Raw genomic sequence first — 24,315 nt, forward strand, 5'->3', positions numbered from 1 at the left:
CCATGCGGCATCTGAAAGACCTCCCCGTTCTCATCCTCGGCCTCGGTGCGTCCGGGCTGGCGATGACGCGCTGGTGCGCGCGCCACGGCGCCGTCGTGACCGTGGCCGACACGCGCGAGGCGCCGGCATTGCTCGCGACGCTGCAGGCGGAGCTGCCCGGGGTGACGTTCGTCGGCGGGCCGTTCTCGGCCGCGCTGGTCGAAGGCACGCCGATCCGCGCGGTGTATCGCTCGCCGGGGCTGTCGCCCGCGACCATTGCGCCGGTGGTGGAAGCGGCGCGTGCTGTCGGCCTGCCGGTCGGTGGCGAGCTGGATCTGTTCGCGCGTGCGTTGCTGGACCTGCGGACGGTGGAACTGCCGGTGGTCGAGGCTGAGCCGGAATCCGAGGCGGAAGCACCCATCGAGCCGGCAGCCGAAGCGCCCGTGGAAACCGCCGAGCCGGAGGCGCAGGCGCAACTGCCGCTGGACGAGCCCGCGCCCGTCGAGCAGGCAGAAGCCGTGGCCGAGCCGGAGCAACAGCCCGAGCCTGTCGAAATCGAAGCACCCGAAGTCGCCGCAGAAGCCGCGTCCGAGCCGACCGTGCCCGCGCAGGCTGAAGCGATGCCGCGCGATCCGTCGATGAGCGTCGCCGTGCCGCTGCCGCCCGAGGCCGCAGAAGTCGTCGAGCCGGCGGCCGAGCCCGCGCCGGAGGTGCCCGCCGTTGTCCCCGAGTCCTCCGAGGCTTCGGCTCCTGCACTCGCCACCGCTTCCCGCCTGCCCGTCACCGGCAAGCCCTACGTCCCGACCGCCGCCAGGGAAGCCGCGGAGTTCGTCGCCAAGATCGCCGAAATCTCCGCCACCAACCCGGCCTCGGCCGCCGTCGAAGAAGAATCGCCGCAGCTCGAGCTGGCGCCCATCGTCGAGCCCGAAGCCCCCAAGGGCTATGCGCCCGCGGTGCTCGCCATTACCGGCACCAACGGCAAGACCACCGTCACCTCGCTCACCGGCCAGCTGGTCGAGCGTGCGGGCAAGACCGTGGCCGTGGCCGGCAACATCGGCCCGACGCTGCTCGACACGCTCTCGGCGCACATGGATGCCGACACGCTGCCCGACGTGTGGGTGCTGGAGCTGTCCAGCTTCCAGCTCGACGGCGTGCAGGGCTTCGAGCCCACGGCCGCCACCGTGCTCAACCTCACGCAGGACCACCTCGACTGGCATGGCGACATGCCGGCCTACGCGGCGGCCAAGGCGCGCATCTTCGGCGCGCATGGGCTGATGATCCTCAACCGCGACGATACCGGCGTGATGGCGATGTTGCCCGCGCCCGTCCGGGTCAAGCTGCAGCGCCCGCAGATCCGCACGCACGTCACCTTCGGCGCGGCCATGCCGCTGCGCCCGGGTGACTACGGCATCGAGCGCGTCAACGGCATGGCCTGGCTGGTGCGCGCGCTGGAAGCCGACGAAACGCAGAAGCGCAAGCGCGGTGCCGTGGTGGAAGAAGAAATCTTCCTGCAGCGCCTGATGCCCGCCGACGCGCTGCGCATCCGCGGCCGCCACAACGCCATGAACGCACTGGCCGCACTCGCGCTGGCCAGCGCCGCCGACTGCCCGCTGGGCCCCATGCTCTACGGCCTGCGCGAATACCACGGCGAGCCACATCGTGTGGAGCCCATCGCCATCGTGGACGAGGTCGAGTACTTCGACGACAGCAAGGGCACCAACGTCGGCGCCACCGTGGCCGCGTTGATCGGCCTGGGCGAAGAGCGCCGCGTGGTCGTCATCCTCGGCGGCGATGGCAAGGGACAAGACTTCGAGCCGCTGGCCGAACCCGTGCGCCAGTACGCGCGCGCCGTGGTGCTCATCGGCCGCGACGCACCGCTCATCGAAGCCGCGCTGGCATCGACCGGCGTTTCGCTGCTGCATGCCGCTTCGATGGACGAGGCCGTGAAGCTCGCGTCCGCACGCGCCAACCCCGGCGACGCCGTGCTGCTGTCACCGGCTTGTGCGAGCTTCGACATGTTCAAGGACTACGCGCACCGCGCCGAGGTGTTCCGCGAGGCCGTGCAGGCCTACGAGGACAGCCCGCGCGGCATGGGCGGTTCGACGACGGAGGACACGGTTTGAACTCTGCCGCCTCAGGCGCCACGCCCAACGCATCCACCAGCCGCTTCGGCGGCTGGTTCAGGCGCGCCCGCAGCGGGATCGACTCGCTGCCCGTGCACCTGCCCGTGCGGCTGGGCGGCGCCGGCATCGCGCAGACAAAAGCCACGCCGATGCGCGTGCTGGGTTTCGACCAGGCGCTGGTCTGGGTCACGGTCGCGCTGCTGACCTGGGGCCTGATCATGGTGTATTCGGCCTCCATCGCGCTGCCCGACAACCCGCGCTTTGCACGCGCGGGCTACAGCGCCTCGTACTTCCTCACGCGGCACGCGGCCTCGGTGATCTTCGCGTTCATCGCCGCGCTGCTGGCCTTCCAGATCCCGATGAAGACCTGGGAGCGCGCCGCGCCCTGGCTCTTCGTGGCTTCGCTGCTGCTACTGGTGGCCGTGCTCATTCCGCACATCGGCATCAACGTGAACGGCGCGCGCCGCTGGCTGCCGATGGGCTTCATGCGCTTCCAGCCCTCGGAGCTGGCCAAGCTCGCGATGGTGCTCTACGCCGCCAGCTACATGGTGCGCAAGATGGAGATCAAGGAGCGCTTCTTCCGCGCCGTGCTGCCGATGGGCATCGCGGTGGTGGTGGTCGGCATGCTGGTGATGGCCGAACCCGACATGGGCGCGTTCATGGTGATCGCCGTGATCGCCATGGGCATCCTGTTCCTGGGCGGCGTGAACGCGCGCATGTTCTTCGTGATTGCCGCGCTGGTGGTGGTGGCCTTCGGCACCATCGTCGCGAGCAGCCCGTGGCGCCGCGAGCGCATCTTTGCGTACCTCGACCCGTGGAGCGAAGAGCACGCGCTGGGCAAGGGCTACCAGTTGTCGCACTCGCTGATCGCCATCGGTCGCGGCGAGATCTTCGGCGTGGGTCTGGGCGGCAGCGTCGAGAAGCTGCACTGGCTGCCCGAGGCGCACACCGACTTCCTGCTGGCCGTGATCGGCGAAGAGTTCGGCCTGGTCGGCGTGCTGCTGATCATCGGCCTGTTCCTCTGGCTCACGCGCCGCATCATGCACATCGGCCGCCAGGCGATTGCGCTGGACCGCGTGTTCTCGGGCCTCGTGGCACAGGGCGTGGGCGTGTGGCTCGGCTTCCAGACCTTCATCAACATGGGCGTGAACCTTGGCGCGCTGCCGACCAAGGGCCTGACCTTGCCGCTGATGAGCTTCGGCGGTTCGGCCATCCTGATGAACCTCGTGGCGCTTGCCATCGTGCTGCGTATCGACTACGAGAACCGCGTGCTGATGCGGGGAGGTCGCGTATGACGCGCACCGCACTCGTCATGGCAGGCGGCACTGGCGGCCACATCTTCCCGGGTCTCGCAGTGGCCGAAGCCCTGCGCGAACGCGGCTGGCAGGTGCACTGGCTGGGCGCGCCCGGCAGCATGGAAGAAAAACTCGTGCCGCCGCGCGGCTTCGCCTTCGAGCCCGTGCAGTTCGGCGGCGTGCGCGGCAAAGGCCCGCTCACGCTGTTCCTGCTGCCGCTGAAGCTGCTGCGCGCCTTCTGGCAGAGCCTGCGCGTGGTGCGCCGCGTGAAGCCCGACGTGCTGGTGGGCCTTGGCGGCTACATCACTTTTCCGGGCGGAATGATGGGCGTGTTGCTCAACAAGCCGCTGGTGCTGCACGAGCAGAACTCGGTCGCCGGCCTCGCCAACAAGGTGCTGGCGGGCGTGGCCGACCGCGTGTTCACAGCCTTCCCCGATGTGCTGAAGAAGGCGCAGTGGGTGGGCAACCCATTGCGCGCGGCCTTCACTTCGCAGCCCGATCCGGCCACGCGTTTCGCGGGCCGTACCGGTCCGCTGAAATTGCTGGTGGTGGGCGGCAGCCTCGGCGCACGCGGCCTCAACACTGTTGTGCCGCAGGCGCTGGCGCGCATCGAGCCGGCCACGCGTCCGCAGGTGCTGCACCAGAGCGGCTCCAAGCAGATCGATGAGCTGCGCGCCAACTACACGGCGGCCGGCGTCGAAGGCGAACTCACGCCCTTCATCGAAGACACCGCGCAGGCGTACGCCGACGCCGACATCATCGTCGCGCGCGCCGGCGCCAGCACCGTCACAGAAATCGCGGCCGTCGGCGCAGCAGCGCTGTTCGTGCCTTTCCCCTCGGCGGTCGACGACCACCAGACCACCAACGCGCGCTTCCTCGTGGACGCGGGCGGCGGATGGCTCGTGCAGCAGGCCGACCTCACTCCTGAATTGCTGGCTGACTTGCTACAGAAAACCGAGCGCACCGCGCTGATCGAAAAGGCCGTCAAGGCCAAGACCATGCAGAAGACTGAAGCCGTCGAGGCGGTCGTCCGCGCTTGCGAGGAGCTTGCCAAATGAAGCACGCTATTCGTCACATCCATTTCGTGGGCATCGGTGGTTCCGGCATGAGCGGCATCGCCGAAGTGCTGCTGAACCTGGGCTACAAGATCACGGGCTCTGACCTGTCCGATAGCGTCACGCTGCGCCGGCTCGCGGGCCTGGGCATCGGCACCTTCGTGGGCCACGCCGCCGCGCACATCGACGGCGCGGACGCGGTCGTCACCTCCACCGCCGTGCAGTCGGACAACCCCGAAGTGCTGGCCGCGCGCGAGAAGCGCATTCCGGTGGTGCCGCGCGCGTTGATGCTGGCCGAGCTGATGCGCCTGAAGCAGGGCATTGCAATTGCCGGCACGCACGGCAAGACCACCACCACCAGCCTGGTGGCGAGCGTGCTCGACGCCGCCGGGCTCGACCCGACCTTCGTGATCGGCGGGCGCCTCAACAGCGCGGGTGCCAACGCGCAGCTCGGCAGCGGCGACTACATCGTGGTCGAGGCCGACGAGTCGGACGCCTCGTTCCTGAACCTGCTGCCCGTGATGGCGGTGGTCACGAACATCGACGCCGACCACATGGAGACCTACGGGCACGATTTCGCGAAGCTCAAGAAAGCCTTCGTCGACTTCCTGCACCGCATGCCGTTCTACGGCGTGGCCATTCTCTGCACCGACGATCCGGCGGTGCGCGAGATCGTGGCCGACGTGACCTGCCCGGTCACCAGCTACGGCTTTGGCGAGGACGCGCAGGTGCGCGCCATCGACGTGCGCGCCGTCGGCGGCCAGATGCACTTCACCGCGCAGCGCCGCAACGGCGTGACGTTGCCCGACCTGCCCATCGTGCTGAACCTGCCGGGCGAGCACAACGTGCGCAATGCGCTGTCGGTGATCGCGGTGGCCGTGGAACTCGGCATTCCCGACGAAGCCGTGCAGCGCGGCCTCGCAGGTTTCAAGGGCGTGGGCCGACGTTTCCAGAGCTATGGCGACGTGGCTGTGCAAGGCGGCCATAACGAAGGTGGGGCCGGCACCTTCACCGTGATCGACGACTACGGCCATCACCCTGTCGAGATGGCGGCCACCATCGCCGCCGCACGCGGCGCGTTCCCGGGCCGCCGGCTGGTGCTGGCCTTCCAGCCGCACCGCTATACCCGTACGCGCGACTGCTTCGAAGACTTCGTGAAAGTCATCGGCACGGCCGACTCCGTGTTGCTCGGCGAGGTCTACGCCGCGGGCGAGGCGCCCATCGTGGCGGCCGATGGCCGCACGCTGGCGCGCGCGCTGCGCGTGGCCGGCAAGGTCGAGCCGGTGTTCGTCGACGACATCGCCGCCATGCCGCAAGCCATTCTCGACAACGCCCGCGCGGGCGACGTGGTGCTTTCCATGGGCGCCGGCTCCATTGGCGCGGTACCGGGCAAGGTCGTCGAACTCGGCGCAGCGGCGGTCACCGCCGTAGCACCCTCAACATCGCAGCGCGATTCGCGCAAAGGGAGGGCCTCATGAGCCTTCAGGACCCCAAACTTTTCGGCAAGGTTGCCGTGCTGTTCGGCGGTAGTTCCGCCGAACGCGAAATCTCGTTGATGTCGGGCACCGGCGTGCTCGAAGCCCTGCGCTCGCGCGGTGTCGATGCGCACGCCTTCGACCCCTCGCAGCGCGATCTGGCCGACCTGAAGCGCGAAGGCTTCGTGCGCTGCTTCGTCGCGCTGCACGGCCGCCACGGCGAAGACGGCACGGTGCAGGGTGCGCTCGAACTGCTCGGCATTCCCTACACCGGCTCGGGCGTGATGGCTTCCAGCGTGGCCATGGACAAGGTCATGACCAAGCGCATCTGGCAGGCTGACGGCCTGCCGACGCCCAAGTACGTGCGCCTGGCCTTCGACCAGCAAAGCCGCGAGCAGATCATGGCCGTGCCCGACGTGCTCGGCCTGCCGCTGATCGTGAAGCCGCCGCGCGAGGGCTCCTCCATCGGCGTGACCAAGGTCGAGGGCTACTCGCAGATGGAGGACGCGATCACGCTCTCGGCCAAGTACGACGCCGACGTGCTCTGCGAGGAATTCATCGAAGGCGAGGAAGTGACCTGCGCCGTGCTCGGCCACGGGCTCGACGCGCGCGCGCTGCCGGTGGTGCGCATCTCCGCACCCGAAGGCGCTTACGACTACCAGAACAAGTACTTCACCGACGACGTGAAGTACCAGTGCCCGAGCGGCCTGCCCGAAGCGGAAGAGCACGAGATCCAGCGCATCACGCTGGCCGCCTATCGCACGCTCGGCTGCCGCGGCTGGGGCCGCGCCGACGTGATGATCCGCGCCAGCGACCGCAAGCCCTTCCTGCTGGAGATGAACACCTCGCCCGGCATGACCAGCCATTCGCTGGTGCCGATGTCGGCCCGCGCCGCGGGCATCGCGTACGAAGACCTGTGCCTGCGGGTGCTGGCCTCGGCTGCGCTCGACGCAACGGGAGGCTCGCTATAGCCATGGCCGACAGCATCCCCGCTCCCTTCGACGTCAAGCTCATGAACATCGTCGCGAACATTGCCTTCGCGATGGTGGCGCTCATGCTGCTGGCGGCGGGTGCGTGGTGGGTGCTGCGGCAGCCTTTCTTCCCCATCGGCGGCATCAAGGTGGACGGCGAGGTCACGCACAACAACGCAGTCACGCTGCGCGCCAATGTGGCGCCGCAGCTCACGGGCAACTTCTTCACCATCGACCTGGGGCGCGCACGCGCCGCCTTCGAGTCGGTGCCGTGGGTGCGCAGCGCGGTGGTGCGGCGCGAGTTCCCGAACAAGCTGCGCGTGACGCTGACCGAGCAGGTGCCGGTTGCCAACTGGGGCGACGACGCGGGCTCGAAGCTGATCAACGGCTTCGGCGACGTGTTCGAGGCCAACGTGGCGGAGGTGGACGACAACCTGCCGCGCCTGGACGGCCCGATCGAACAGGCCGGCCAGGTGCTGGGGATGTACCGCGTGCTGCAGCCACAGTTCCAGCCTTACGACATGAGCATCGACGAGCTCACGCTGTCGAGCCGGGGAAGCTGGAAGGTGGTGCTCGACAGCGGTGCCGAAATAGAGCTCGGCCGCGGCCAGAGCGAGGAGGTGACGGCCCGCCTGCAGCGGTTCCTGAAGACCGTGACCCAGGTCGCGGGCCAGTACCGCCGCACGATGGCCGACGTCGAGGGCGCCGACCTGCGACACAACGACGCGTATGCATTGCGGCTGCGCGGCGTCACCACGGTCTCGCCAGAGGCCCCAAGAAAAATCAAGTAGCGCTCATCGAGAAATCGAGGACATATCTCAATGCCTAAAGAATACAAAGACCTGGTCGTAGGACTCGACATCGGCACCGCCAAGGTGATGGTGGTCGTGGCCGAAGTGCTGCCCGGAGGCGAGCTCAAGCTGGCCGGCCTCGGCATTGCGCCGAGCAACGGCTTGAAGCGCGGCGTGGTGGTGAACATCGACGCCACCGTGCAGAGCATCCAGCAGGCCCTGAAAGAGGCCGAGCTGATGGCCGACTGCAAGATCAGCCGCGTCTACACCGGCATCACCGGCAGCCACATCCGCGGCATCAATTCGAGCGGCATGGTGGCGGTGAAGGACAAGGAAGTGACGCCCGCCGACGTGGCCCGCGTGGTGGAGACGGCGCGCGCCATCAACATCTCCAGCGACCAGCGCCTGCTGCTGGTGGAGCCGCAGGAGTTCGTGATCGACGGCCAGGACGTGAAGGAGCCGATCGGCATGAGCGGCATGCGGCTCGAGGCCAAGGTGCACATCGTGACCGGTGCGCAGAGCGCGGCCGAGAACATCATCAAGTGCGTGCGCCGCTGCGGCCTCGAAGTCGACCAGCTGATGCTGAACCCGCTGGCCTCGAGCCAGGCGGTGCTGACCGAGGACGAGCGCGAACTCGGCGTGGTGCTCGTTGACATCGGCGCGGGCACGACCGACGTGGCGATCTTCACCAACGGCGCGATCCGCCACACGGCCGTGATCCCGATCGCGGGCGACCTCATCACGAGCGACATCGCCATGGCGCTGCGCACGCCGACGAAGGACGCGGAAGACATCAAGGTCGAGAACGGCTATGCCAAGCAACTGCTGGCCGACCCCGACACGCAGGTCGAAGTGCCGGGCCTCGGCGACCGCGGCCCGCGCATGCTGAGCAAGCAGGCGCTGGCCGGCGTGATCGAGCCGCGCATCGAAGAGATCTTCTCGCTGGTGCAGCAGGTGGTGCGCGAGTCGGGCTACGAAGAGGTGCTGTCGTCGGGCGTGGTGCTCACGGGCGGCAGCGCGGTGATGCCCGGCATGGTCGAGCTCGGCGAAGACATCTTCCTGAAGCCCGTGCGCCGCGGCATCCCGAAGTATTCGAGCGCGCTGTCAGATATGGTCGCGCAGCCTCGCGCAGCGACGGTGATGGGCCTGCTCGAAGAAGCACGGTTCGCGCGCATGCGTGGCTTCAAGGTCGCGCAGAAGAATGGGTCGGTAAAGACTGCATTCGGACGTTTCAAAGACTTCATCGTGGGGAATTTCTAGCCATGATCAAGTCTCCACTCTGGCTCGCGCGTGGCAGCCCTCCATTGCATTTCAACGAGCGATGGCGACGAACAGGTCCACCATCGTGACGGACGCATCGTTGATCTCGTCACGGCACAAGAATTATTCATAGACACACAACGGCAACTGCAAGATTCAAGGAGTTAAAAATGACCATCGAAATGATCGAAGTCGAAGAGTTCAATCAGGGCACGCAGATCAAGGTGATCGGTGTTGGCGGTGGCGGCGGCAATGCGGTCGCCCACATGATGGAGCGCGGTGTGCAGGGCGTTCAGTTCGTCTGCGCGAACACCGACGCACAGGCACTGCAGCGCAGCAGCGCGCACAAGATCATCCAGCTCGGCACCAGCGGCCTGGGTGCGGGCAGCAAGCCCGACAAGGGCCGTGAAGCGGCCGAGCTCGCGGTGGACGACATCCGCGCGGCCATCGACGGCGCGCACATGCTGTTCATCACGGCCGGCATGGGCGGCGGCACCGGCACCGGCGCTGCTCCGGTCATCGCGCGCGTCGCGAAGGAAATGGGCATCCTCACCGTGGGCGTGGTGACCAAGCCCTTCGACTGGGAAGGCGGTCGCCGCATGACCAACGCCGACGCCGGCCTGGCCGAGCTCGAAGCCAACGTCGATTCACTGATCGTGGTGCTCAACGAGAAGCTGCTCGACGTGCTGGGCGAAGACGTCACGCAGGACGAAGCCTTTGCGCAAGCCAACGACGTGCTGAAGAACGCCGTGGGCGGCATCTCGGAAATCATCAACGAGTACGGCGGCGTGAACGTCGACTTCGAAGACGTGCGCACCGTGATGGGCGAACCCGGCAAGGCCATGATGGGCACCGCTGCCGCAGCTGGCCCGGACCGCGCGCGCATCGCAGCCGAGCAGGCCGTGGCCTGCCCGCTGCTCGAAGGCATCGACCTCTCGGGCGCCAAGGGCGTGCTGGTGCTGGTGACGGCGTCGAAGGGCTCGCTGAAGCTGAACGAATCGAAGCTCGCGATGAACACCATCCGTGCCTACGCTTCGCCGGACGCGCACGTGATCTACGGCGCTGCATACGACGACAGCCTCGGCGACGAGATGCGCGTGACGGTGGTGGCCACCGGCCTGTCGCGTGCCGATGCCCGCCGCCAGGCACCTACGCTGGAAGTGATCCGCACCGGCACCGACAACATCCCGTTCAACGTGCCGACGCTCGGTGGTACGGGGCACGCCAGTGGTGGCGGCCACAGCCAGCCCAACTACGACGGCATGGCCGTTCCCAGCGTGTGGCGCACCAACCGCACGATGGCTGCAGCGAAGGTGGACGCGCTGTCTTCGGGCGGCATGGACGACTTCGAGATCCCGGCCTTCCTGCGCCGCCAGGCTGATTAAGAGGACACCCCATTCGATGGTCTCGCTGGAGGCCATCGCGGGGTGAACTCGACCAAACGCAGAGGGCACGAGGGTTCGCAAGGGGCACAGGGACGACCTGAAAGGGACGTCTGCTGGCTCTAGGCGCTGCGCTCACCTCGTGCCCTTTGCGTCCATTTCGCGCCAATTTGGCGGGATTGCATAGAACCCATGTCTATCGGTGCCATAGCGAGGGGCATAGGGCGCCATGCCCGTCGCGCGCCTAAAATCCCGGCCGTGCTGCAACAACGAACCCTCAAGTCGATCAGCCGCGCCGTGGGCGTGGGGCTCCATAGCGGCCAACGCGTGGAGTTGACCCTGCGACCGGCTCCTGCCGACACGGGCATCGTGTTCCGCCGCGTCGACCTGCCCGAGCCGGCCGAGATCCGCATGACCGCCGAGGCGGTCACCGACACGCGCCTTGCATCCACCGTTTCCACCGGCGGTGCCAAGGTGCAGACCGTCGAACACCTGATGTCGGCCTGCGCCGGGCTGGGCATCGACAACCTCTACATCGACATCACGGCCGACGAAGTGCCGATCCTCGACGGATCGGCTTCGTCCTTCGTGTTCCTGCTGCAAAGCGCGGGCATCGCGCTGCAGAAGGCGCCGCGCCGCTTCATCCGCGTGACCCGCAAGGTCGAGGTGCGCGAAGGCGAGGGCGCCAACGAGAAGTGGGCGAGCCTGGAGCCGTACCACGGCTACAAGCTGAGCTTCGAGATCGACTTCGACCACCGCGTGGTCAATTCCACCGGCCAGCGCGTGGAGTTCGACCTGGGCACCGACTCGTACAGCCGCGACATCGCACGCGCGCGCACCTTCGGCTTCACCAAGGAAGTCGAGTACATGCGCAGCAAGGGCCTCGCGCTTGGTGGCGGTCTCGACAACGCCATCGTGATGGACGACACCAAGGTGCTCAATGCGGGCGGCCTGCGCTACGACGACGAGTTCGTGAAGCACAAGATCCTCGACGCCATGGGCGACCTGTACATCATCGGAAAGCCGCTGCTGGCGGCCTACACCGCGTTCCGCTCGGGTCATGCGCTCAACAACAAGCTGCTGCGCGAACTGCTTTCGCACAGCGATGCCTACGAAGTCGTGACCTTCGAGGACGAGAAGCGTGCACCGCGCGGTTTCGGCGAAGTCGCCCGGGCCTGGTAGGCCACGTCCGCTTTTAGTCCCACATGCTTCTTTTCCGCTGGGCCATCCTGCTGCTTCTTTTGGTGGCGGGCGTGTGCTTTGCGTTCTATGCGGGCACGGGGCAGGCCAAGTACCGGCGCATCGGATGGATCGTGTTGAAGTGGACGCTGCTGGCGGCGTTCGGCTTCTTCGCAGTGCTGATCGCCGAGCGGGTGGCGTAGCCTTCGCGTCCTCGTTCGCGTGTCCGGAAACGGCATGCGTGGCAGCACACTCCGGCGCACGATGGCGCCATGAACACCAACACATCCCCCAGCCGGAATCCATTCGGCGTTGAAGATGCGCCCGACCCGGAGGGCGCAGATATCGAAGCGTTTGCCGAGAACATCGAACTGCACGGCGGGCCCGATGACCCGAACGCGCCTGCGTGGGGCACATCGGTGAACGATGCGTCGTCCTCGATCGTCGGCGCATGGTCCAGCCGCTGGAATGGAGGCGCCGATCCGACGATCCCCGGTGATTCCGAAGCTGCGTGGAAGCAGGGCAAGGCCACCGTGCGGGTGGCCGGCAGCCGGTTCTACCTGCTGTTCGATTGGGATGGCGGCGCGCGGCAGGCACTGCTCGATGTCCGCTATGTCGACCCCGACATGCTTGTGGGCCGTTACATCAACCTGGGCAATCCGGCCATCACGCAGCCCTGGGTGGGCCTGATCGTCGACAACCGCCGGATCGACGGCCGCTGGCCCAACGGGCGATTGGATTTCCGGCGATAGGGCTGCTCAGGCTGCGGCGAGTGCCTGCAGGGCCTGCACTTGCTGTGCGAGCAGCGGCCCCTTGCGGTGCGCAGGCACCAGCAGCATGACCGTGTCTCCCACCGCCTTCGGCCGTCCCCAAGGCGCATGCAGCTTGCCTTGCGCAAGCAATGGCGCAACGAGCCGCTCACGGCCCATCAACACTCCTTCGCCATCGAGCGCGGCCTGCAGCGCGAGGCTGTAGAGCGAGAAGTCCGGCCCGGCAGCCATCGCTTCGGCTTCGACTGCCGTGAAGCCGGGGCGAACAGCCTGCAGCCAACGCGGCCAATCGTCGCGCCACACGGTGTCGTGCAAACCGCCGCAGCGCGCGAGCAGATCCGCCAGGTCATCGAGCGAGCGAGGACGCCCGCTGGGCAACGGCTGCTGCAGGCGCGGGCTGCACACCGGCAGCAGCCGGTCGCGCACGAGCGGAATCGCCTGCGCGCCGACAGCAGCCTCGATGTGCTCACCGGCCCGCGCATAGAACAAGCCGAGATCGAAAGGCTCGCGGCGGAAGTTCGGCGGCTGCTCCAACGCGGTGACGGACACCTGCACGCCGGGCAGTGCGGCCTTCAGCCGGGAGAGCCGGGGCGACAGCCACAGCTGCGCCACGGCCGGCAGGGCGGCCACCTGCAGCGTGCTGCGGCGCGCGGCGGTCTGCGTCTCGTGGCGCAGCGCCTGTACTGCGAGGCCGAGCTGGTCGACGGCAGCGCTGAGCGCCGGCAGCGCGCGCCGCCCGTGCGCGCTGAGGCGAATACCCTGGCTGTGCCGCTCGAACAGCGCGCCGCCGGCCCATGTCTCCAGCGTCTTGATCTGCTGTGCGACGGCGGCCGGCGTGACGAAGAGTTCTTCGGCTGCGCGCGCGAAGCTGCCGTGGCGCGCTGCGGCCTCGAAGGCGCGCACGGCCGTGTGCGGCGGCAGGCGGGGGCGGGGCGGTGCGAGCGGCATCGAAGCAATCCTTCAGGCCAAGTTTTTCTAGGGCCCAGGCCCAGATTATCCGGTTTGCCCGGCCGGCGGCGGCAGGCGACGATGCGGCCATTCACCACTTCCAGCGAGATCCACCGCATGCCAGCCGCCCTGCAACGTCGCCCCTGGGTTCCCGCCGCCAGCGAAGACCACGTGCTCTCCATTGCCGCCGATGCCGCTGCGCGCGACGCGGTGGGCGTCGCTGCCGAGATCGAACGGCTGGTGGCCGACAACCACCGCATCCACGACGTCGAGGGCCTGAACCTCAACCCCGCCACCAACGTGATGAACCCGGCCGCCGAAGCGCTGCTGTCGCGCGGGCTCGGCTCGCGTCCGTCGCTCGGCTATCCCGGTGACAAGTACGAGATGGGACTGGAAGCCATCGAGCGCATCGAGGTCGTCGCGGCCGAGCTCGCAGCCGAGGTGTTCGGCGCGAAGTTCGCCGAAGTGCGCGTAAGCTCCGGCGCACTGTCGAATCTCTACGTGTTCATGGCGACCTGCCAGCCCGGCGACACGATCATCGTGCCGCCGCCCAGCATCGGCGGCCACGTCACGCACCATGCGGCGGGCGCGGCCGGGCTCTATGGCCTGAAGCCTGTCTCCGCGCCGGTGGATGCCGACGGCTACACGGTCGATGTGGTCGCGCTGGCGAAGCTGGCGCGCGAGGTGAAGCCGAAGCTCATCACCATCGGCGGCAGCCTGAACCTGTTCCCGCACCCGGTGCCTGCGATCCGCGAGATCGCCGACAGCGTGGGCGCAAAGCTGCTGTTCGATGCTGCGCACCTCTCGGGCATGGTGGCCGGCAAGGCGTGGCCGCAGCCGCTCGAACAGGGGGCGCATGCGATCACCATGAGCACCTACAAGAGCCTGGGCGGCCCGGCAGGCGGGCTGATTGTGTCGAACGACGCGGCGCTGATGGAGCGCATCGACGCCATCGCCTACCCCGGCCTCACGGCCAACTCGGATGCAGGCCGCACCGCCGCGCTGGCTCGCGGGCTGCTCGACTGGAAGGTGCATGGCGTTGCCTATGCGGCCGCGATGCGCGAGACCGCGCAGGCCCTGGCGCGTGCGCTCGATGCGCAAGGCCTGCCCGTGTTCGCGAAGGCGCGCGGCTTCACGCAGTCGCACCAGCTTGCGGTCGAAGCGGCGCGCTGGGGTGGCGGGCAGCATGCGGCGAAGAAGCTCGCGCAGGGCGGCCTGCTGGCCTGCGGCATCGGCCTGCCGATCGCACCCGTGGAGGGAGACATCAACGGCCTGCGGCTCGGCGTGCCGGAGATCGTGCGACTGGGCTTCACGCCAGACGACATGCCGCAGCTGGCAGATTGGATCGCGCGGGCTCTGGCAGGCGATGCGGCCGCCGTGGCCGCTGAAGTGCGAGAGCGCCGCAAGCGCCTCGGCGAACTGCGCTACATCGTGCGCTGAGTCAGCGCGAGCGCCCTTGCCGGTAGGTGCCGGCATGCGTCTTCGACAGCTCGGCCGCTTCCGCGAGCCGCGCCATCGACCGTCCCACCTGCGCATGCGTGATGGCAATGCCCAGCGCGTCCGCCGCGTCGGCGCCCGGCAAGCCAGGCAACTCGAGCAGCCGTCGCACCATCTCCTGCACCTGCGCCTTGGCGGCTTGGCCGTGGCCGGCCACCGCCTTCTTCATCTGCAGCGCGGTGTACTCGGCCACCGAGAGGTTGTTGCTCACCAGCGCGGTCACGCAGGCGCCGCGTGCCTGTCCCAGCAGCAGCGTCGACTGCGGGTTGACGTTGACGAAGATGATTTCGACCGCCGACGCATCGGGCTGGTAGCGCGCGGTGATCTCGGCGATGCCGTCGAACAGCACCTTCAGGCGCGCCGGCAGGTTGCCGGTGCCCAGGTGCCGGGTACTGATGGTGCCGCTGGCCACGTAGCGCAGCGCATGGCCGTCCGCGTCGACCACGCCGAAGCCGGTGGTCTGCAAGCCGGGGTCGATGCCAAGAATGCGCATGAAAGGAAGCGAAAAGGCTTACGCCAGTGCAAAGAGGAGAGAGAAGGGACCGAACTATCGCTCGAAAGCAGCGCTATCGCGGGCAGAATCCGTGCCGATTCGTACAGTCTGCCCCGCTTTCCGCAGGGCGCGCCACACAAGGAAGCGAATGTGAATGTAGTCGAGTCCTCCGCGCAGCGGCAACTGGACGAGGCGCAAGCCTTGATCGAACGCCTGCAGCAGCACCCCGCCGAACGCGCGGCCGCGAGCTTCCGCCGCATCGAACTGCTCAACGACCTGGGCCGCCGCAACGAGGCACTGGCCGCCTGTACCCGTCTGCTCGACGAGTACGCAGCCAGGCCCGACGTCGGCGTGGTCGTGCCCTGCTGCCAGGCGCTGCGCCTGCTGGCGCACATGCTGCGCCAGATGCATCGCCCCGCCGACGCGCTCGCCACCCTCGACCGCCTGATCGCCGCGCACGGCCAGCGCAGCGAGCCCGCGATCCGCGAGCACATCGCCCATGCGCTGTATCAGCGCACCTGGTGGATCGACGAGCCCGAGGCGCGCTGCGAAGCCTGCGATGCCATGAGCGATCTGCTCGACAGCCAGCCCGATGCCGCGCTCGACGCGTGGCGCGTGGAGGCCCGGCTGCTGAAGGCCGAGATCGAACATCACCGCGGCCTGCCGCAGGATGCGCTGGCCACGCTGGAAGCAGCGATCGAGCGCTTCGACGGCAGCACCGACCCCGGCGTGGTGCTGCGCGTGGCGCGTGCGCGCCTGGCCTCGGTGCTGAACCTGCGCGAACTGGCGCAGCACGCGCAGGCCCAGGTGATGTGCCTGGCCGTGGCCGACCAGATCGAGGCCGGCCTCGCCGACGCGGCGCCCGAGCTGCGCATCGAAGGCGTGCGGGCGCTGACGCTGTTCTTCGACGGCTTCGGCATCGACGAGCACGCGAACCGCGCCGAGCTGGTCGGCTGGCTGCTCGACCGCTACGGCCGCGACGAGTCGTCGCAGGTGCGCCGCATGGCCGTGCGCCGTGCCTACGACTGGTCGGTGGGGTTGCGCGAGCAGGACGACGGAGAAGTCGCGCTGGCCGCCTGCGAGCGGCTGCTCGCCACCTTCGGCGCCGACAACGACGCCGCAGTGCAGCGCACCGTGGCGAGCGCACTGCTCAACAAGGGCTTCGTGCTGCTCGAACGGCTCAACCGGCCCGAGGAAGCGCTCGCGGTGTACGAGCAACTCGCGAAGCAGCTGAAGGACACGCCCACGCCCGAGCTGCAGGACACCCTGTCCAAGGCCAACGCTGGCCGCCAGGCTTGCCTGAAGCGACTGCGCAAGGCCGATACGGAGCTGCCGCCCGAGCTGCGCGACGAGGTGCGCGACAAGGTCAAACAGGGCCGCAAGCACGGCGATGCGGGCGAGTCGCGCGAGGCCATCGCACTGTTCGACGAAGTGCTGGCCGCGTATTCCGCATCGCCCCATCCCGAGCTGCGCCGCCAGTGCGCGCGGGCGCTCGTCCACAAGGCCTTCTGCCTGGTCGCGCTGGATCGCTTTGCCGAAGTGATAGCCGCAGCCGACGCGATGGACGCGCGCTACGGCGCCGATCCGTCGACGGAGATGCAGGAGACGGTCGCGCTGTGCCTGCAGTACAAGAGCACCGCGCTCGATCGCCTCGGCCTGCACGACGACGAGATGCGGGTGCACGACGAGATCGTCGCGCGCTGGGGCAACTCCGAGCTGCCGGACCTGCGCGGGCGCGTGGTCGGCGCGCTGTTTCGCAAGGGCGCCACGCTGCGCCAGACCGGCCAGCTCAAGGCGGCCGTGGCCTGCTACGACGAGGCCATCGCGCGCACCACCGGCGCGAGGGAAGGCACGCTGCAGCTGTGGGCCGCCAAGTCGATGATCAACAAGGCCAAGGCGCTCGACAAGCTCGGCGATCCCGTGGGGCAGGCCAAGGCTTATCGCGCGCTCATTGCGCGCTTCGGCGATACAGGCGATGCCGCGCTGCGCGAACGCGTCGCCAATGCCTGCGAATGGCTGGCCGAGGCCGAGGGCCGGCAAGGTCGTGTGGAGGCGCAGCGCGCGGCACTCGAAGCCGCGCTGGGCCGTTTCGGCACGGCGTTGTCGGCCGAGCAGCGCACGCGGCTGACGCGCGAGCTGCAGGCGCTGAAGGCCAAGGCCTTCGGACGCGCGGCGAAGCAGGCCTTCGACCGCGTGGTGCGCCGCAAGGCCTGATGAGGCTCAGGCGTTGAAGTACCAGCGGATGGAGTGAAAGAAGATGGGGGCGGCGAAGCACAGGGCATCGACGCGGTCCAGCAGACCGTTCGCACCGGTCACGCCAACGCCCTTCTGGCCCCAGTTCGGAATGCCCCGGTCGCGCTTGAGCGCCTTCATCACCAGGTGCCCCATCGACCCCGCGATGCAGGCAATGACCGACACCGCGAGCGCCTGCCCGAACTTGAACGGCGTGATGAACGAGAACAGCGCTCCCACCAGGCTCGCCACCACGATGCCGATGCCCCAGCTGGTCCAGTTGAAGCTGCGGCTCACGTTGGGCGCGAAGGGCGCGCGCTGTGTGCGGCGCGATATCAGGTGCTGCACCAGCACCGAGGTCTGCACCACGAACACCAGGAAGAACACGAGGAACGCGCTCTTGCCCTCGTAGCCCGGAAAGCTCAGCAGCAGCAGCGCCGGCACGTGGCTCATGCCGTAGACGCAGACCATGATGCCCCACTGCAGCTTGGCGTTGCGCTCCAGGAAGTGGCTCGGGTCGTTGGCCAGCGCGCTCGCCACCGGTATCGCGAGGAACACGTACACCGGGATGAACACGGTGAACAGGTCGAAGCGCGCCGTGGCCACCAGCCAGAACTGGATCGGCAGCACCACGAAGAAGGCGAGGATCAGGCTGCGGTGGTCGCCGCGCCGCGTGGGCGAGAGCGTGATGAACTCGCGCAGCGCGAAGAAGGAGATCAGCGCGAACAGCACGGTGGCCACGGTTTCGCCCAGTGCCCAGCCGATCCAGAAAATGATGACCATGAACCAGGTGGTGCCCAGCAGTGCGCGAAAGTGCGCGAGCTCGGCCTGCCAGGTGGCGTCGTGCACGGGGTTGCGCTTTTCCCTGAAGCTCAGGAAGAAGGCGGTGGTGCTCACGATCACGAGCACGCCGAAGATGATGAGGAAGAGCGCCGCGACTTGCTGGGTCGGGGTCAGGTTGCGCAGGAACTGGTTCATGTCGTCAGACGTCGCGCAAGGCGATCACCGCGGCGCGCGCCCGGTCGAGGAAGGGCCGGCGTTCTTCGTCTTCTTCGACGCGGATCGGCGCGCCGAAGGTGACGGAGCAGAGGATGGGCACCGGCACGATCTCGCCTTTGGGCATCACGCGTTGCACGTTGTCGATCCATGCCGGCACCAGCACCACCTCGGGGAACATGGTGGCGAGCGTGTAGAGGCCCGACTTGAACTTCTGCGGCTCGCCCGTGTGGCCGCGCGTGCCTTCGGGGAAGATGATGATGGAGTCGCCGCTTCGCAGCGCTTCGACGAGGGGGGCGAGTGGATCGACGGCTGGGGCCGGTGCAGCGACCGGGACTTCTTCGGGCGCCGCGGGCGGTGGCGACTCTGGAGGAGGCGGTGGAGCGGGCGGCTCGGGAAGGTCGAGCCGGCCCTGTGCTTCGGGCGCGGTCTCTGCGGGCGGTGCCGGCGGCGTCAAGGGCAGCAGAGGTTCCATCGAGGGCTCGATGCGCTCGGCAGGCATCGGCGGGCGTTGCGGTGGCAAGGCTTCGGCCACCACAGGTGCGAGTACAGGAGGTGCCGCTGCTGCAGCAGGCGCCGACGCCTGTCGCTCCACGTACACCGCGTTGAACACCTCCGTCGTGATCCAGCGCTTGACCGGCGTGTTGGCCCAGTAGTCACGCGCCGCGATGGGCCGAGTGATGCTGCGCAACTCTTCAGGCAGCGCCGCCCAGATCATCACGAGGTCAGCGTGGCTCTGGTGATTGGCGAAATAGATGCGCTGCTCGGCTTTCGGCGGACAGCCATACCAGCGCGCCTGTGCGCCAGTGAGCAACCGGACGATTCCCAACAACAACCAACCCGTGAGCTTTGCCAGCATATGGGCGCGATGATACGGGCCATGCGATGGCGTTTCGATCCTCTTTCACTCGTGTGGGCGGTGGCCCTGTTTCTCGTTCTCGTGCTGCTGGCCACCGTCGGCGCGCGCTGGGGCTGGCTGCGCAGCTTCTTCGGCGACGTGCTGGCCGTGGTGTGGGTCTACTTCGTCTTCAGGACGGTGATTGGCGCGCGCGTGCTGCCCCTGGCGTTGGCAGCGCTGGGCGTGGGCCTTGCGGTCGAGCTCGGGCAGTACCTTGCGGCGGCGTGGCAGCTGCACATTCCGAACCGCGCCTTGCGCATCGTGCTCGGCAGCACGGCCGACTGGTGGGACGTGCTGGCCTACGTGATCGGCTTTGCTGCCGTGCTGGCCATCGAGAGCCTGCGCGATGCGGTCGTCAGGGCAGCTCGGCCGCAGGCATCCGCGCCATGACCGTCGACGCCCGCCCGCTCAGGTAGGGCGAGCCGATCCGGCGCTCGAAGAACTTGGGGCTCGGCAGCATCACTGCCAGGCGCGCGGCCTCGTTGGTGCCAAGGCGCGAGGCCGGCTTGCGGAAGTAGTACTGCGAGGCCGCCTCGGCACCGAACACGCCTTCGCCCCACTCGACGTTGTTGAGATAGATCTCTAGGATGCGCCGCTTGTCGAGCAGCACTTCGAGCAGCGTGGCAAGCACCAGCTCCTGGCCCTTGCGCAGCAAGGTGCGCTCGCCGGACAGCAGCAGGTTCTTCGCAAGCTGCTGCGTGATGGTCGAGCCGCCGCGCAGGCGCACCGGCTGTACCGGCTTGCCGCGCGCCACCGCGCGCGCTGCGCGCTTGGCGGCGAGTTCTTCGGCCCTGGCGTTGCGTTGGCGGGCGCGCTCGATGGCTTCCCACTCCACGCCGTTGTGGTCGACGAAGCCGGCGTCTTCGCTCGCGATGACGGCGCGCTTGAGCGTGTCGTTGATCTGCGCGTAGGGCACCCACTCCTGCCGCCAGCCGGCTCCGCTGCCTTGGTGGATGGCGATCTGAAAAGCCTCGGAGCGCTGGAATGCGGTGCTCTGCGGATCGAGCACGGTCATCGCCGCGATGCGCACCACGAAGAACAACTCGAGTGCCACGCCCGCCACCACGAGGCAGGCGATCAGGCGCAGCACTGCCTTCATTTCAGCTCGGCTCGAACTTCAGCCAGCACTTGCGCGGAAGGAGGCCGCACGCCGCGCCAGATCTCGAAGGACTCGGCAGCCTGCTCGACCAGCATGCCGAGCCCGTCGCGCGCGACCGCGCCATGCGCCTCGGCCCAGGCCATGAAGCCCGCTGCCGCAGGGCCGTACATCATGTCGACCGCGAGTCCGCCGGCGCGCAGCACGCTGGCCTTAACGGGCACTGCATCGCCCGCGAGACTGGAGGCGGTGGCGTTGACCACCACGTCGAAGGCGCCCGGCACTTCGTCGAGCGCCCAGGCTTCGAGCGATGCGCCGTGGCGCAGCGCAATGGCCGCATGGCGGCGAACCAGCTCGACGGCCTTGCCCACGGTGCGATTGGCCACCACGACGCGCGAAGCGCCCGCGTCGAGCAGCGGGCCGAGCACGCCGGCCGCCGCACCGCCTGCGCCGATCAGCAGCAGCGCCTTGCCTTGTAGCGGCACGGCCGCGTTGCGAACGATGTCGTTGACCAGGCCGATGCCGTCGGTGTTGTCCGCATGGATGCTGCCGTCGGCGTCGAAGCGCAGCGTGTTGACCGCCTGCGCGAGCAGGGCGCGTTCGCTGGTGTGCTGCGCGAGCGCAGCGGCCTCGAACTTGAAGGGCACGGTGATGTTGCAGCCGCGCGCGGTGTCGCCGCGTTCGGCGGCTTCGCTGCGAAAGGCCGCGATGCCTTCGGCAAACGCGCCGAGCGGAATCAGCCGCCGGCTGTAGTCCATCTGCTGGCCGCAGAGCTCGGCAAAACGTGCGTGGATGCGCGGCGAGCGGCTGTGCTCGACGGGGTTGCCCATGACGCAGTACAGGTCCATGGCGTCTGCCTTCTTTTGTTGCGTCTGCTTCTACTGCGAGGAGAGTTCGACCGACCCGTCGTGCGCGAACCGGAAGTGCGGCCGGATCACGATCTGGTCGGCGTGCTCCTTGCGCATCGCGTCGGTGAAGGTGCCGAAGTTGCCGACGCTGGCAACGATGGCCTGGGCGCGCTTGTCCAGCAACGCAATGCCCGAGCTTTCATCGACCACCGTCGAGAGCAGGCGGCCGTCGAAGTTGACCGTGATGGTCATCGTCAGCTCGCCGTAGAGCTTCTTGCCGGCGAGCGTCGGAAAGTTGGCGGTGCCCTGCGCTTCCACCCGGCGGCGCAGCGAATCGACGTAGGTGGCGAAGGCCGCTTCGCGCGTGAAGGGGCTCAGGAAGCGCTTCTTCGGGCGTGCGTTTTCTTCGTTTACGCGCCGCTCGATTTCGGCCAGCAGATTGATCATCTGGCGGCGCTTTTCTTCCTGCGCGGTGGCCTCGGTCGGGTCCCCGGGGTTGCGCGGGTCGGGCGCCGGCATCGCTGCCAAGTCGCGCTTGAGCTGGGTGAGCATCTGCATCTGCTCGGTCTGCATCGCGTCGACCTTGCGCTGCGCATCTTCGAACGAATCACCGACGGTGGTGAAGCTCGACGGTGGCAGCGGGCTGGTTGCGCGGCCCTTGTCGAGGTCGCCGCCGCCTGCAAGCGAGGTCTGGGCCCGCAGCCGGGCGCTCGGGTCGGGCTTGTCGTTGGTCTTGCTGTTGACCAGGATCACTTCGAGCGGTGTGTCGCTGAAGACCTTGTTGAACGATTCGGGATCGACGAAGCGCACCGCGAGCAGTGCGGCATGCGCAATGACCGACACGCCCAGTGCAATCTGCAGCGTGCTGAGGTCCTTGAAGTTCATTCTCGAAACTCCTCCAGGGGCCGCATTTCTTCGGACGATCCGCCGAAATTCATGCGGGTGTGTTTTCGGGCGCAGCAGCCTCGCTGTCGCTCAGGTCGACGGCAATGGCGATCGGGCCTGCGACCACTTCTTCTTCGTCGCCCTCATCGCTTTCGTCTGCGAGGGCCGCATCGGCCTTCGGCGTGTCGAGGCGTTCGAGCACCGTGCCGCTCACGTCGAGCGCGATCTCATCGATCTCGCCGAGCTTCACGCGCAGGCGGGCGCCGCGTTCCTGCTGGCCAGCCACGGGGAACACCAGCGGCAGCGTTTCGGCACGCACCAGCGCGCCGTTCGGCAGGTCTTTGATGACGGTGGCTTCGAGCTCGGTGATGCCCTGCTGCTGCAGGTACTTCAGCGTCCAGAAGCGTTCCATGCCGCCCTGGTAGGCGTTGTACGTGGCATAGGCCGCGTCGAAGCCAGAGAGGATGGAGAACAGGTCGGCGTCCTTCGGCTTGAAGGGCGCGGCCAGTGCCGCGGTCTTGCCGTGGCGCGCGGCCGCGATGATCTGCCACTGGTTCACGAGGTCGGTGTAGCGGCGCAGGGGCGAGGTGCTCCAAGCGTAGCTCTTCACGCCAAGGCCCGCGTGCGGCAGTGCGCGCGTGCCCATGCGCACCTTGATGCCGGGCGCGAGGCTGGCCTGGCTGCGGTAGAGCCCGGGCACGCCCAGCTCGCCGAGCCAGCCGCCCCAGCTGCTGTTGGCCAGGATCATCGCTTCGGACACGATCAGGTCGAGCGGCGCGCCGCGCTGGCGCGTGCTGATCTGCACCTGCTCGCTGCCGGTGGGCTCGCCATCGTTGCCGACGAGGCGGAAGTTGTAGTCGGGCCGGTTGAAGTTCTCGGGCTTGCCGCGCACCACTTCGCGCTGCGCCTTCAGCTGCTTGGCAAGGCGGAACAGGAACGAGAGCGGGGCGCGCAGTTTTGCTGCGGCTTCGGGCGTGTTGTCGCTCTGGAAGGACGCGTCTTCGAGCCATGGCTGCGTGACGACGGTGTCGAGCTGGTCGTGGCGCAGGTTGGCCACGATGGGCACGCGCTCCAGCTTCGTTTCGGTGCCTTGCAGCTCCAGCGTGGCTTCGTCGAAGCGCGCGTACAGCGACACGGCCGGGCGGTCGCCGCCTTCGAGCAGCGTGTAGGTGTTGACCACCTCGTCGGGCAGCATCGTGATCTTGTAGCCCGGCATGTAGACCGTCGACATGCGCGCACGCGCCACGTTGTCGATGGCGCTGCCGGGCGTGAGCGCCAGGGCCGGCGCGGCAATGTGGATGCCCACCGTGATGGTGCCTGTGCCGAGGCCCTGCACAGAGAGCGCGTCGTCGATTTCGGTGGTCTGCGAATCGTCGATCGAGAAGGCCTGCACCTCGGCGGCCACGGGCAGGTCGTCCACGATGGCGGGCGCCGCGAGCGCGGGGAAGCCCGTGCCCTTGGGGAAGTTCTCGAACAGGAAGCGCCGCCAGTGGAACTGGTAGGGCGAGTCGATGGCGCCAGCGCGCTCCAGCAGGTCGAGCGGCGGACGCTGCGTGGCGCGCGCGGCATCGACCACGGCCTTGTATTCGGGGGCGTTCTTGTCGGGGCGGAACAGGATCTTGTAGAGCTGCTCGCGCACGGGCGCGGGGCAAATGCCCTCGGCCAGCTGCGCGGCCCACTCGGCGATCTGCGCCTGGATGACCTTCTTCTTCTCGATGGCGGCCAGCGCCTGCTGCACGATCTCGGCCGGCGCCTTCTTGAAGCGCCCCTTGCCCGCGCGGCGGAAGTAGTGCGGCGCCTCGAACAGCGCGAACAGGGCGGCCGCCTGCTGGGCGAGCGAGGGCTTTTCGCTGAAATATTCGGCGGCCAGCTCGGCAAAGACGAATTCGCCCTCGGGCGCGAATTCCCAGGCGAGGTCGAGATCGAGGGCGGCGGCGAGCGAGCGCGCCTCGGCGATCAGATCGGCGGGCGACGGCTTCTCGAAACGCAGCACGATGTTGGCGCCCTTGACCTTGACGCGCTTGCCGGTTTCGAGCTCGACTTGTGCCGATGCTTCGGCCTCCGACAGCACGCGGCCGCCGAGGTACTTGCCGGCTTCTTCAAACAATACAAACATGGCGCGGATTGTCCCATGCAGGATGG

At 68.0% G+C, this 24,315-nt stretch carries 22 protein-coding genes; 14 read left to right on the forward strand and 8 right to left on the reverse strand.

The features are described 5' to 3' along the window. Positions 1-2 precede the first annotated feature (2 nt). The 11 genes from murD (at position 3) to AC07O3_RS31805 (ending at position 12,262) form a co-directional block, all read left to right on the forward strand. Positions 3-2,102, forward strand: coding sequence for a UDP-N-acetylmuramoyl-L-alanine--D-glutamate ligase (gene murD, locus AC07O3_RS31755; protein ID WP_495341234.1), 2,100 nt, complete (start codon positions 3-5; stop codon positions 2,100-2,102). Then, a complete protein-coding gene (gene ftsW / locus AC07O3_RS31760; protein ID WP_093056268.1) occupies positions 2,099-3,397 on the forward strand; it encodes a putative lipid II flippase FtsW in 1,299 nt (432 codons plus the stop codon). The genes murD and ftsW overlap by 4 nt, the downstream gene beginning before the upstream one ends. Continuing rightward, positions 3,394-4,455, forward strand: a complete 1,062-nt coding sequence (gene murG, locus AC07O3_RS31765; protein WP_495341235.1) for an undecaprenyldiphospho-muramoylpentapeptide beta-N-acetylglucosaminyltransferase — start codon at positions 3,394-3,396, stop codon at positions 4,453-4,455. The genes ftsW and murG overlap by 4 nt, the downstream gene beginning before the upstream one ends. Beyond that, positions 4,452-5,930 carry a UDP-N-acetylmuramate--L-alanine ligase gene (gene murC / locus AC07O3_RS31770; protein ID WP_093056264.1) on the forward strand — a complete coding sequence of 493 codons (1,479 nt, stop codon included), beginning with the start codon at positions 4,452-4,454 and terminating at the stop codon, positions 5,928-5,930. The genes murG and murC overlap by 4 nt, the downstream gene beginning before the upstream one ends. Continuing rightward, positions 5,927-6,898: a D-alanine--D-alanine ligase gene (locus AC07O3_RS31775; protein ID WP_495341236.1), complete on the forward strand. Its 972-nt coding sequence runs from the start codon at positions 5,927-5,929 to the stop codon at positions 6,896-6,898. The genes murC and AC07O3_RS31775 overlap by 4 nt, the downstream gene beginning before the upstream one ends. A 2-nt stretch (positions 6,899-6,900) precedes the next feature. Then, positions 6,901-7,689, forward strand: coding sequence for a cell division protein FtsQ/DivIB (locus AC07O3_RS31780; RefSeq protein WP_093078611.1), 789 nt, complete (start codon positions 6,901-6,903; stop codon positions 7,687-7,689). Between the two features lie 30 nt (positions 7,690-7,719). Continuing rightward, a complete protein-coding gene (gene ftsA, locus AC07O3_RS31785) occupies positions 7,720-8,949 on the forward strand; it encodes a cell division protein FtsA (RefSeq protein ID WP_007832444.1) in 1,230 nt (409 codons plus the stop codon). A 170-nt stretch (positions 8,950-9,119) separates the two neighbouring features. Next, positions 9,120-10,334, forward strand: coding sequence for a cell division protein FtsZ (gene ftsZ / locus AC07O3_RS31790; RefSeq protein WP_093056258.1), 1,215 nt, complete (start codon positions 9,120-9,122; stop codon positions 10,332-10,334). Positions 10,335-10,589: 255 nt separating this feature from the next. Continuing rightward, positions 10,590-11,513 (forward strand): UDP-3-O-acyl-N-acetylglucosamine deacetylase, encoded by a 924-nt coding sequence (gene lpxC / locus AC07O3_RS31795; protein ID WP_176928810.1) that lies wholly within the window; start codon positions 10,590-10,592, stop codon positions 11,511-11,513. 23 nt (positions 11,514-11,536) lie between these two features. Beyond that, positions 11,537-11,713 (forward strand): hypothetical protein, encoded by a 177-nt coding sequence (locus AC07O3_RS31800; RefSeq protein WP_164713437.1) that lies wholly within the window; start codon positions 11,537-11,539, stop codon positions 11,711-11,713. Between the two features lie 69 nt (positions 11,714-11,782). Further along, entirely contained in the window at positions 11,783-12,262 is a 480-nt protein-coding gene (locus tag AC07O3_RS31805) for a hypothetical protein (protein ID WP_495341237.1), read from the forward strand. A 6-nt stretch (positions 12,263-12,268) separates the two neighbouring features. On the opposite strand, the gene AC07O3_RS31810 is transcribed toward AC07O3_RS31805, so the two are convergent. Further along, positions 12,269-13,228, reverse strand: coding sequence for a LysR family transcriptional regulator (locus AC07O3_RS31810; protein ID WP_489017395.1), 960 nt, complete (start codon positions 13,226-13,228; stop codon positions 12,269-12,271). A 117-nt stretch (positions 13,229-13,345) separates the two neighbouring features. Here AC07O3_RS31810 and AC07O3_RS31815 point away from each other — a divergent pair, with 117 nt between their 5' ends. Next, positions 13,346-14,668, forward strand: coding sequence for an alpha-methylserine aldolase (locus AC07O3_RS31815; protein WP_495341238.1), 1,323 nt, complete (start codon positions 13,346-13,348; stop codon positions 14,666-14,668). Position 14,669: 1 nt separating this feature from the next. On the opposite strand, the gene ruvC is transcribed toward AC07O3_RS31815, so the two are convergent. Then, positions 14,670-15,218 (reverse strand): crossover junction endodeoxyribonuclease RuvC, encoded by a 549-nt coding sequence (ruvC, locus tag AC07O3_RS31820; protein WP_093056250.1) that lies wholly within the window; start codon positions 15,216-15,218, stop codon positions 14,670-14,672. 150 nt (positions 15,219-15,368) lie between these two features. Here ruvC and AC07O3_RS31825 point away from each other — a divergent pair, with 150 nt between their 5' ends. Beyond that, the gene (locus AC07O3_RS31825; protein ID WP_495341239.1) at positions 15,369-17,432 is read left to right on the forward strand and encodes a tetratricopeptide repeat protein; all 2,064 of its coding nucleotides are present in this window, start codon (positions 15,369-15,371) and stop codon (positions 17,430-17,432) included. Between the two features lie 6 nt (positions 17,433-17,438). Here AC07O3_RS31825 and AC07O3_RS31830 read toward each other — a convergent pair whose 3' ends face one another. Both AC07O3_RS31830 and AC07O3_RS31835 read right to left on the reverse strand, forming a co-directional pair. Beyond that, positions 17,439-18,428 (reverse strand): phosphatidate cytidylyltransferase, encoded by a 990-nt coding sequence (locus tag AC07O3_RS31830; protein WP_093078616.1) that lies wholly within the window; start codon positions 18,426-18,428, stop codon positions 17,439-17,441. Positions 18,429-18,432: 4 nt separating this feature from the next. Then, the gene (locus tag AC07O3_RS31835) at positions 18,433-19,305 is read right to left on the reverse strand and encodes a lysophospholipid acyltransferase family protein (protein ID WP_495341240.1); all 873 of its coding nucleotides are present in this window, start codon (positions 19,303-19,305) and stop codon (positions 18,433-18,435) included. Positions 19,306-19,314: 9 nt separating this feature from the next. Between AC07O3_RS31835 and AC07O3_RS31840 the strand changes: the two genes are divergently transcribed. Then, positions 19,315-19,734: a ribosomal maturation YjgA family protein gene (locus AC07O3_RS31840; RefSeq protein ID WP_354338902.1), complete on the forward strand. Its 420-nt coding sequence runs from the start codon at positions 19,315-19,317 to the stop codon at positions 19,732-19,734. Here the strand turns inward: AC07O3_RS31840 and mtgA are convergent. From mtgA to AC07O3_RS31860, 4 genes are read right to left on the reverse strand one after another with little or no spacing between them, the layout of a single operon-like run. Continuing rightward, the gene (gene mtgA, locus AC07O3_RS31845; RefSeq protein ID WP_097200128.1) at positions 19,700-20,443 is read right to left on the reverse strand and encodes a monofunctional biosynthetic peptidoglycan transglycosylase; all 744 of its coding nucleotides are present in this window, start codon (positions 20,441-20,443) and stop codon (positions 19,700-19,702) included. The genes AC07O3_RS31840 and mtgA overlap by 35 nt on opposite strands. Then, positions 20,440-21,288, reverse strand: coding sequence for a shikimate dehydrogenase (gene aroE / locus AC07O3_RS31850; RefSeq protein WP_495341241.1), 849 nt, complete (start codon positions 21,286-21,288; stop codon positions 20,440-20,442). The genes mtgA and aroE overlap by 4 nt, the downstream gene beginning before the upstream one ends. A gap of 30 nt (positions 21,289-21,318) precedes the next feature. After that, complete coding sequence (locus AC07O3_RS31855; protein WP_093056238.1) at positions 21,319-22,173, reverse strand: energy transducer TonB; 855 nt, start codon at positions 22,171-22,173, stop codon at positions 21,319-21,321. Between the two features lie 49 nt (positions 22,174-22,222). Continuing rightward, positions 22,223-24,289, reverse strand: a complete 2,067-nt coding sequence (locus AC07O3_RS31860; protein WP_495341242.1) for a ribonuclease catalytic domain-containing protein — start codon at positions 24,287-24,289, stop codon at positions 22,223-22,225. Between the last annotated feature and the right edge of the window lie 26 nt (positions 24,290-24,315).

The organism is Variovorax sp. GW821-FHT09D05 (assembly GCF_059416325.1).

What these genes read in the sequence shown, in the direction of transcription:
- murD (WP_495341234.1), top strand. Translation starts at nt 3, where the DNA reads ATGCGGCATCTGAAAGACCTCCCCGTTCTCATCCTCGGCCTCGGTGCG.
- murG (WP_495341235.1), top strand. Translation starts at nt 3,394, where the DNA reads ATGACGCGCACCGCACTCGTCATGGCAGGCGGCACTGGCGGCCACATC.
- murC (WP_093056264.1), top strand. Translation starts at nt 4,452, where the DNA reads ATGAAGCACGCTATTCGTCACATCCATTTCGTGGGCATCGGTGGTTCC.
- AC07O3_RS31775 (WP_495341236.1), top strand. Translation starts at nt 5,927, where the DNA reads ATGAGCCTTCAGGACCCCAAACTTTTCGGCAAGGTTGCCGTGCTGTTC.
- AC07O3_RS31780 (WP_093078611.1), top strand. Translation starts at nt 6,901, where the DNA reads ATGGCCGACAGCATCCCCGCTCCCTTCGACGTCAAGCTCATGAACATC.
- ftsA (WP_007832444.1), top strand. Translation starts at nt 7,720, where the DNA reads ATGCCTAAAGAATACAAAGACCTGGTCGTAGGACTCGACATCGGCACC.
- ftsZ (WP_093056258.1), top strand. Translation starts at nt 9,120, where the DNA reads ATGACCATCGAAATGATCGAAGTCGAAGAGTTCAATCAGGGCACGCAG.
- AC07O3_RS31800 (WP_164713437.1), top strand. Translation starts at nt 11,537, where the DNA reads ATGCTTCTTTTCCGCTGGGCCATCCTGCTGCTTCTTTTGGTGGCGGGC.
- AC07O3_RS31805 (WP_495341237.1), top strand. Translation starts at nt 11,783, where the DNA reads ATGAACACCAACACATCCCCCAGCCGGAATCCATTCGGCGTTGAAGAT.
- AC07O3_RS31810 (WP_489017395.1), bottom strand. Translation starts at nt 13,228, where the DNA reads ATGCCGCTCGCACCGCCCCGCCCCCGCCTGCCGCCGCACACGGCCGTG.
- AC07O3_RS31815 (WP_495341238.1), top strand. Translation starts at nt 13,346, where the DNA reads ATGCCAGCCGCCCTGCAACGTCGCCCCTGGGTTCCCGCCGCCAGCGAA.
- ruvC (WP_093056250.1), bottom strand. Translation starts at nt 15,218, where the DNA reads ATGCGCATTCTTGGCATCGACCCCGGCTTGCAGACCACCGGCTTCGGC.
- AC07O3_RS31830 (WP_093078616.1), bottom strand. Translation starts at nt 18,428, where the DNA reads ATGAACCAGTTCCTGCGCAACCTGACCCCGACCCAGCAAGTCGCGGCG.
- AC07O3_RS31835 (WP_495341240.1), bottom strand. Translation starts at nt 19,305, where the DNA reads ATGCTGGCAAAGCTCACGGGTTGGTTGTTGTTGGGAATCGTCCGGTTG.
- AC07O3_RS31840 (WP_354338902.1), top strand. Translation starts at nt 19,315, where the DNA reads ATGATACGGGCCATGCGATGGCGTTTCGATCCTCTTTCACTCGTGTGG.
- mtgA (WP_097200128.1), bottom strand. Translation starts at nt 20,443, where the DNA reads ATGAAGGCAGTGCTGCGCCTGATCGCCTGCCTCGTGGTGGCGGGCGTG.
- aroE (WP_495341241.1), bottom strand. Translation starts at nt 21,288, where the DNA reads ATGGACCTGTACTGCGTCATGGGCAACCCCGTCGAGCACAGCCGCTCG.
- AC07O3_RS31855 (WP_093056238.1), bottom strand. Translation starts at nt 22,173, where the DNA reads ATGAACTTCAAGGACCTCAGCACGCTGCAGATTGCACTGGGCGTGTCG.
- AC07O3_RS31860 (WP_495341242.1), bottom strand. Translation starts at nt 24,289, where the DNA reads ATGTTTGTATTGTTTGAAGAAGCCGGCAAGTACCTCGGCGGCCGCGTG.